Source organism: Microcoleus sp. A6-C6 (assembly GCF_036705955.1).
Lineage (GTDB): Bacteria > Cyanobacteriota > Cyanobacteriia > Cyanobacteriales > Microcoleaceae > Microcoleus.
This window is the reverse complement of sequence record NZ_JAUBVR010000134.1, coordinates 1-8,217: the sequence shown is the minus strand read 5'-3', so window position 1 is coordinate 8,217 and position 8,217 is coordinate 1. Positions and strand designations below refer to the sequence as shown.

Sequence of the window (8,217 nt, the reverse complement as noted above, 5' to 3'; positions counted from 1 at the left end):
TTGATTGTGTGAGTTATAAAATTATCCTATGTATTCAATTACTGTAATTAAATTTCACTACATATTTATTACTACCAAACTGGGAGAAGCAGTCATTGAGCGAAGTGGTAAAGTTCTTGATTCACTGCGGAAGAAGTCACCGGAAACAGTTACTGCGATTGAAATGGCTCCAGCAGAATTAGACTACGCTAAAACAGTAGCAACTTTTAAAATCGAAGCCGATCGCGATCCTCAATTTGCCCAACTACTTCAAGAGTTAGTTGCAGCGGCTAAAACCGATCCCAATCCCAAGCTTTCTAACTTCGTCTCTGAGCAACCTACAGTTTACAACGCTCAAAAGTTAGCAGATAACATTAAAAACGTCTTCCAAGGTAATAATACGTTTAACAACAACACATTTTGACTGGGGTCGCCCGCAGAGAATCGGGTAAAGTTTCTTCCGATTGAACAATGGCAAGAAATCTGCCGCCAAAACCTCGCCCAACAACAGCAACTCACCACCAACCCCTTTACCAACGCCTGCGGGATGACACCGCAACTGGATGGGGTTTATGTTCCCTTAGCGATTGTTGAACGCAAACCGTCCAAACCTCCCTCAAGGGATCAGCCAGAAGAAAAGGAAGAAGAAAAACTCATTCCCATTGCTGAAGAACGCTTTTTTGAGGATGTGTTGCGACAAGGGAAAAGCGACATTAGTCAAGGGCGAAAAATTGCGATTATTGGCGAACCGGGTGCGGGGAAAACTACGCGGTTGCAGAAGATTGCCGATTGGATTTTAGAGCAAGATTTGGGGTTGCCGATTTGGATAGATTTAGCTGAATTAGGCGAGCAAGATATCTGTCAGTATTTGGAAAAAGTGTGGTTATCTCGGTGTCGGGGAGAAGTGACGCGCCGCGATTTAGAAGCGCAAATTAGTCGGGTTTGGCTGTTGCTGGATGGTGTGGATGAAATGACGCACACTCAAGGAATGCAGCAGTTGGGGAAAGATTTATTAAGGTCATGGGTGCAGGCGGCGCGGGTGGTGGTGACTTGTCGGGTGAATGTCTGGGAAGCGGATAAGAATGCTTTTTCGGGGTTTGATGTGTTTCGCAATTTGGAGTTTAACCCCGAACAGGTGAAGGACTATATTTGCCGTTGGTTTGCGGGGATGGGGGATGCAGCGACGGGGGAGAGTTTGGAGGCGGAGTTAGCAGAGTCGGAAAATTCGCGTCTCAAGGAGTTGATTCAGAATCCCTTGCGGTTGTGGATGTTGTGTTTAATTTGGCAGACGGGGGGCGGTTTGCCGGAAACGCAGGCGGGGTTATACGCGCAGTTTGTGGATTGGGTGTATCGCTGGAAGGCGGATGAGGAGATTTTAGACCAACGGGAGGCAATTGATACAGCCTTGGCGCGGTTGGCGTTGGCGGCGATGGATGAGAAAGAAGAGGTTTCGCGGTTACGGTTGCGGGAAAGTTGGGTGTTGAAGGTTTTGGGAAGTCGCCCGATGTTTGAGGCAGTGATGAAGTTGGGGTGGTTGAATCGGGTGGAACGGTTTCCACAGGCGATTTGCGTGTTTTATCATGCCACGTTTCAGGAGTATTTTGCAGCGTTGGCAGTGGAGGATTGGGATGATTTTCTGCCTCGGAATCATGTTAATTTTCCGGTGCCGGGGAAAAAATATCGAATTTTTGAGCCGCAGTGGAAGCAAGTGATTTTGTTGTGGATAGGCAGAACAAATTTGGAAAATAATAAAGAAAAAGAAAAATTTATTTATAAATTGATAGATTTTGAATATGGTTGCTCTTACTATGAACATGATTTTTATAAATTTCGAGCGCAGTTCTTGGCAGCTTGGCTGATTCAAGATTTAGAAAATAATGATTGGAAAAACTATTTCATAAATTGGCTAATTAAAATAGGAGTGGGTTGGTGGAATAGTGAAAATAACGAATGGCAATACTACTTATTAGAGTTGAATTCGCCAATAGCCCGTCAAACACTAATACAAATAAATACTGATTTTGCTAGAGAAAAATTATTGGAAATCATCGATCGAACAGATGAAGACTTCATACTCAGTCAAGCAGTTTGGTGTTTGGGAGAAATGTATCCTACTTCAGATCGTGTGATTAATAAATTACTTTCTCTGATTTGTAAGAGTTCCAAAACTGCTACCGAATATAAAGTTAGTGGAGTACACTATCAAGCGATTGGAAGTTTAAGTAAAATAGCATTAAAAAATCAGACAGCTATACTTTTTCTAAAAGAATTGATCGATAGCAGAATTGATTTATCAACGAAAATCACAGCAATCAAAACCTTAGCCAAAATATCTCCTGATTTTGTCAATGAAGCAAGTGAAATTTTACTGAAAATTTTAAACGATACTAGCACTGATGGATTACGCTGTGATTTGGCTATTGCATTAGGAGAGATTTCACCTATACATCAAGAATTTGTAGTTGAGCTATTAGCCCAAATACCCATAAAGCATGAATCTATTACGCAGAGAAAAGTAGAAAAATACTTAGCATCAATTCAAAAGAAATCTGTTTTAACAGCAAACTCAGAGTTTACGGTTAACCAAGAATACGATATTATTCAAGATCTTATTAAACTTGTTAATGATATAGTGACAGACTTTAATGAAAAAACAAGAATAATTGAATTGTTAAGTCCTTTACTTGATTCTAATAAAGTTGACGAGGAAAGAGAGATTTATAAATTATTGCTAAATATAATTACATTTTCTAACTCAGAAAGTCTAAAATATGTTATTGGATATAGGTTACAAGAAACAAAAAAAACACAAGCTCAGTTACTCTTTATTATTGAATATCTCTCTAAATATCTCACATTAGACTATAATATGGTGCATTACCAACTTCTCTGGCACTGCGCCCAAAACCTCCCCTACCCAGACTTCTACCGCGCATGGCACGGTTTAACCGAAACCTAAACTTCCCCCCTCGTCTAAACCCTCAACCTCGCCCAACTCGCCCAACTCCCCCCACTCACCGAAACCAACCTGCACGCCTTCTATCCAACTCCTCTGCATCGACGGCAGGAAATTCGATAACCTCGATCGCCCCGCCGCCGACATCTACCTGCAACTAATCAAGTCGCAATTATCAAGGTGTTTTAGACTCTGATTTGGGCGTATAAGTCGATCGCACTTGCAACTCCTTCAACTGCTTATCATCCACCCCAGCAGGCGCATTCGTCAGCAAACAACCAGCCTGCTGCGTCTTCGGAAACGCAATCACATCGCGAATTGAATCTTCCCCCGCCAACAGCATCACCAACCGATCCAAACCGTAAGCAATACCTCCGTGGGGCGGAGTTCCGTACTCAAACGCATCCAACAAAAAGCCGAACTTATTGTAAGCTTCCTCAGTCGATAAGCCGATCGCCTCAAACACCTTTTCCTGAACATCCCGCTGATAAATCCGCAGAGAACCACCGCCCACTTCCGTGCCATTTAACACCAAGTCGTAAGCTTGAGCTCTCGCCGTCTTCAAATCCTGAATATCGTCAGGATGCGGCGCAGTAAACGGGTGATGGATAGCTTCTAAACGCTTCTCGTCAGCGTTCCATTCAAACATCGGGAAATCCGTCACCCACAGCAGATTCATCTTCTCTTTGTCAATCAATCCCAATTCGTTACCGACAAACAAACGCAATCTATCCAAAGTCTTATTGACAGCATTCGCGTCGGCTGCTGCAAACAACAACAAATGACCTGGTTTCGCGCCCGTGCGATCGAGCAATTCCTGTTTTTGCGCTTCCGTTAAATTATCCTTAATTGCACCTATCGTATCAATTTCGCCATTTTCCCGCACCCGAATAAAAGCCAAACCCTTCGCACCGGCTTCCGTGGCTTCCTTAAACAAATCGCCTTTTTTAATCCGTTCGTTAGAAAAAGCCTCATTCCCCCCCGGAATCGGCAAAGTTTTCACAATTCCGCCCGCAGCAATCGCCCCGGAAAATACTTTAAATCCCGAATCTTTCATCAAATCGGAAACATCGACTAATTCCAAACCGAAACGAGTATCCGGTTTGTCGCTACCGTAGCGATTCATTGCTTCAGCGTAAGTCAAGCGCGGGAAAGGACGAGACAATTCTACACCTTTGACACTTTGGAAAATTTGGCAGACTAAACCTTCGTTTAATTCGATGATTTCTTCCAAAGACATGAAACTCATTTCCATGTCTAATTGCGTAAATTCTGGTTGTCTGTCGGCGCGCAAATCTTCATCGCGGAAACAGCGGGCAATTTGATAATATCTGTCCAAACCCGAAACCATTAACAATTGTTTGAACAATTGCGGCGACTGCGGCAAAGCGTACCAATCCCCCAAGTTGACGCGGCTGGGTACTAAATAATCTCTCGCACCTTCAGGAGTCGATCGAGTTAAAATCGGTGTCTCAACTTCAATAAAACCTCCAACGTCTTCCAGGTGGCGGCGCATAGCTTTGACAACTTGGTGGCGAAGCTGCAAATTCCGACTCATGCGATCGCGCCGCAAGTCCAAATAGCGATATTTCAGCCGCAAATCTTCCCGCACATTTTCACTATCCGCCGTGGAAATCTGAAACGGTAACTGCTTGCGTACCGCATTTAACAACTCAATTTCGTCAGCGTAAATTTCTACTTCACCCGTGGGTAATTTGGGGTTGAGGGAATCTTCGGGGCGGCTGGTGACTCTACCGGTAATTTTCACCACGTATTCGCCGCGCAAAGACTCAGCGCCGTGATAGGAGTCGGGGGTGCGTTCAGGATCGCTGACAATTTGCACAATACCCGATCGATCGCGCACATCGAGAAAAATCACCCCGCCATGATCGCGGCGGCGATCCACCCAGCCGTAAAGGGTGACAGTCTCTCCGATGTGTTTGCTTCGCAGTTCACCGCAGTAGTAAGTTCTCATGGGTTGGGAGTTATAGACTAAAAATAAAGCTTTTTAATTATGCAGTATGCCTGAACATGGTGCTGAATGCAAATGCAGGGGCGATCGCCACGGCGGTTTTGGTATTGAGTGCATGAGAGTGCAAGTGCCGAGCCCACCCATAGCAAAATTACAAGCCAAGCTGTTGTATTGGCTGAAGGCTTTGGGTATTGAGCTGTTACGCTTAACCCCAGTCGCCGAAAAATTGTGCGATCGGCTATTGAAATTACCCGTGTCCAGTTGGCAGCAATATTGAGCTTGGTATACTGAAGGATTCAGGTTTATGTAAAGCTATCATAGCATTAGACTCAAAAAAAATGCTGAGTTCAGAGTCGTTCAAAGTAAATAAACAAATCTTATCCAAACGACTTAGTTGGCAAGCCAACAAACTTATACCATTTTAGATTTGAGACTTCGGCATCAGCACTCAGTCAAATAATTTTAGATAGTGCTTTTATGTAAAAAATGAATACAATTGAATCGGTTGAACCTTCAGCGCATTGCTAATCAAATTTGGTGATTCTTGTAGTAATAAAGGAAGTTCCACCAAATAGCACAAGAGTGATTTTCCAACTTCTTCGACAACAAAAACTTCTTCCTTGCTAATCACAAAACTCGCTGCTGTCAGGGTATCATAGCAATCCGATCTGAGTCGCAAAAGATAACAACCCAACGATCGGGAGTATCTCATTTTTGCAACAAGGATTTTTTCTTTGAGTGCCGTCCCCGTTCGCGAGGTATGTAACTAGGACTTACGCATTGACAAAATAACTCTCATAGTGCATTTATAAATATGAGTGGTCTAGAAACAGGTATTTGACAATGATAAAAACTACCAAACCCTCGACAGCACAATGCAAGGCCAGAAAAGTATATTTTATTTTTGCTCTTAGAACCAAAGTTTGGGGGGTGTAATAGATTAGCAGAGATATTGGGAGATGTTTCGCATGATTCTATCAATCGCTTTTTATTAAGAGAAAGATATGAACCGAAAGATTTATTCGAGACAGCTCGGAAGATTATCAACTTAGAAGGAGGAATACTGAGTATTGATGATACAGTAATAGAAAAACCGGTAGTGCCCTAAAGGTAAGGATGGTTGAAATTCCTTGGCAGTCTGGAGTTCATTGATTTACTACCGTGTAGAAAGATCCAAGTATCTGCTCAGGACAGGGTTCAAAGTGCTGATTATTTCGTTCATGTCTTGGCTTTGTAGCTGCAAATACATTAAAAAAGCCAGGATACTTCAGGTCTGTAAGGTTGGCTCCAAGCTCTGAAAGCCTTACATGAAAAGAGCTATGTCCATCCTTACCTAAATAGGACTACCTAATTACCCTGTATTATAGTGATATCAATGGTAATTCAGTCCCGATAAATTATAGAATATATGATCGAGAAGAGGGGAAAACAAAAAATCAATATTTTAGAGAAATGATGACGGAAATCATAAATTGGGGGGTGAAGCCAAAAATAGTTACGGGTGATAGTTGGTATTCAGGAGTAGAAAATTTAAAATTTCTCAGAAACCAGAAATTGGGCTTTTTATTCGCAGTCAAAAAGAATAGAACTCTCTCAAGTGAACCCCAAAAGTATTGCGCAGTAGGGATTCTGGACATTCCAGATGAAGGAATAATCACTCATTTGAAAGAATTTGGATTTATAAAATTGTTTAGGAAAGTGTTAAAAAAAGACGACTCTAGACACTATATTTTATATTTGCCAAACTCGGAAAAACTCGGAGAAACAACTAGAAGTCAATTTGTCACGATTCATGATATTCATTGGGGCATTGAAAACTTTCATAGAGCAATCAAACAAGTCTGTGCAATTTGTCGGTTCATGGTTAGAGATACCAATGCAATCAAAACTCATATATTTTGTTCACTTCAAGCATTTGTTAAATTGGAGTTGATGCGGTCTGAAAAGATAATTTGTAATTGGTATCAAGTACAAAGAAATATGTTCACTTTAGTTATACGTGAGCATATTTTTGGCTTTCCTTCAGAGTGATGCTATGGTCGAGAATACATAGATAATGTTTTTTGTCAATGCGTAACTCCTATAATACTCGCGAACGGGACAGCACTACAATAGCAAAACTGAGATGCTCCCTAACGACCGATTGTATTACTAGACTACTTGTATAGCAGTGATTTCAGCATTTCCAGATCTAGCAAATCAACTATGATTGCTATATTCCATCGTTCAATATAACTGGTTAATCAGCCTTCGGATGCGATAGACTGATGCCGTTTACGAGCCTAAAACCCTAACAGAGACGGGACAATGGTCGATATAAATCTTGGCACATTGGCGAATGACACTCGGTAGGGAATCCCATAATGCTTGAGTAGATATCAAGGAGCGCTTCCCAATTTGACATCCGAATCACTTCCCAAGTCTTGGCATCCATCGCGTTCCCAGACCGATCGTTGATTCCCTTTGTCCTATACTTTCATACCACAGTTCATCGATTCATCGATTTGGACAGTGTATTTTCCGATTTCTTTCGGGATGACTGTGACCGGAGGGTTCTACGGCCGCACAGAATTGGTTCACGCAATCAGAGAAGCCAGCTCTGGCAAATACCCATCAAGGAGGGCCCTTGCTGGGCGAGGGAAATCCGCTCAGAAAAGAAGCAACTAGATTTGTACCAACCTGTGGGTGTATTCGGAAGCCCGTGTCTGGCGTGTTACCGAGCTTGGTTCTCAGTCCCTAAAACGCTTGAAATTCCCTAGTCTGTAGGTATGTATTGCCCCTTAGCGTATTGGTGCGATCAATTTATTTACCTCATCCTACAGGCTGGCGTCCGTAGTCACCTGTTAAAAAAAGCAGATTTAACGATCGCAGCCTTCGAGATTTCAATGGTTTCAGAGACTTTTATCCAGACTCAGCAGAAACGCCAGACAGGGCTAGTGTATTAGGATTGCCAAAATCTTATATTCAACCAATTGGCGAACACAGTCGCGACATTATTTGTGGTGAAAAAATTCCCCCACGAGTCATCTCATTTTTCATCACATCCAGGTATCTGTTCAATAAATCGGGGTAGACTACCGTGTTAGCAACGATTTTGCGATATTTGAGGCTCGTCAGTGAGCGATCCCCCTTTGATTGAGCGGATACAAGAATTACTATATATAAGTTAAGCAAAGCCAGTTTCCCAGCAATATCTTTGGTATTGGTTTACCCATATCTATATATAGTAGCAATTTCACCTCTGGAGAATTCTACCTACCCTTCATGACCAACCGCCGATCAAAACCGACTTTCCAGGTCAAAAAGCAGC

At 42.4% G+C, this 8,217-nt stretch carries 4 protein-coding genes and 1 pseudogene; 4 read left to right on the top strand and 1 reads right to left on the bottom strand.

Translation table 11 applies throughout. The features are described 5' to 3' along the window. Window positions 1-28: 28 nt before the first annotated feature. Both QUB52_RS28090 and QUB52_RS28085 read left to right on the top strand, forming a co-directional pair. The gene (locus QUB52_RS28090; protein ID WP_332975550.1) at window positions 29-403 is read left to right on the top strand and encodes a hypothetical protein; all 375 of its coding nucleotides are present in this window, start codon (window positions 29-31) and stop codon (window positions 401-403) included. Window positions 404-526: 123 nt separating this feature from the next. After that, window positions 527-2,938 (top strand): NACHT domain-containing protein, encoded by a 2,412-nt coding sequence (locus QUB52_RS28085; RefSeq protein ID WP_332975551.1) that lies wholly within the window; start codon window positions 527-529, stop codon window positions 2,936-2,938. A 172-nt stretch (window positions 2,939-3,110) separates the two neighbouring features. On the opposite strand, the gene aspS is transcribed toward QUB52_RS28085, so the two are convergent. Further along, window positions 3,111-4,910 (bottom strand): aspartate--tRNA ligase, encoded by a 1,800-nt coding sequence (gene aspS, locus QUB52_RS28080; protein ID WP_332975552.1) that lies wholly within the window; start codon window positions 4,908-4,910, stop codon window positions 3,111-3,113. Between the two features lie 46 nt (window positions 4,911-4,956). On the opposite strand from aspS, the gene QUB52_RS28075 reads away from it, so the two are divergent. Then, window positions 4,957-5,184 (top strand): hypothetical protein, encoded by a 228-nt coding sequence (locus QUB52_RS28075; protein ID WP_265236587.1) that lies wholly within the window; start codon window positions 4,957-4,959, stop codon window positions 5,182-5,184. 1,070 nt (window positions 5,185-6,254) lie between these two features. Further along, window positions 6,255-6,938: pseudogene (locus QUB52_RS28065) on the top strand (IS701 family transposase); the annotation flags it as partial. Between the last annotated feature and the right edge of the window lie 1,279 nt (window positions 6,939-8,217).

Excerpts from the sequence above, each read along its gene's own strand:
- QUB52_RS28075 (WP_265236587.1), top strand. The coding sequence starts at position 4,957 with ATGCCTGAACATGGTGCTGAATGCAAATGCAGGGGCGATCGCCACGGC.
- aspS (WP_332975552.1), bottom strand. The coding sequence starts at position 4,910 with ATGAGAACTTACTACTGCGGTGAACTGCGAAGCAAACACATCGGAGAG.
- QUB52_RS28090 (WP_332975550.1), top strand. The coding sequence starts at position 29 with ATGTATTCAATTACTGTAATTAAATTTCACTACATATTTATTACTACC.
- QUB52_RS28085 (WP_332975551.1), top strand. The coding sequence starts at position 527 with ATGACACCGCAACTGGATGGGGTTTATGTTCCCTTAGCGATTGTTGAA.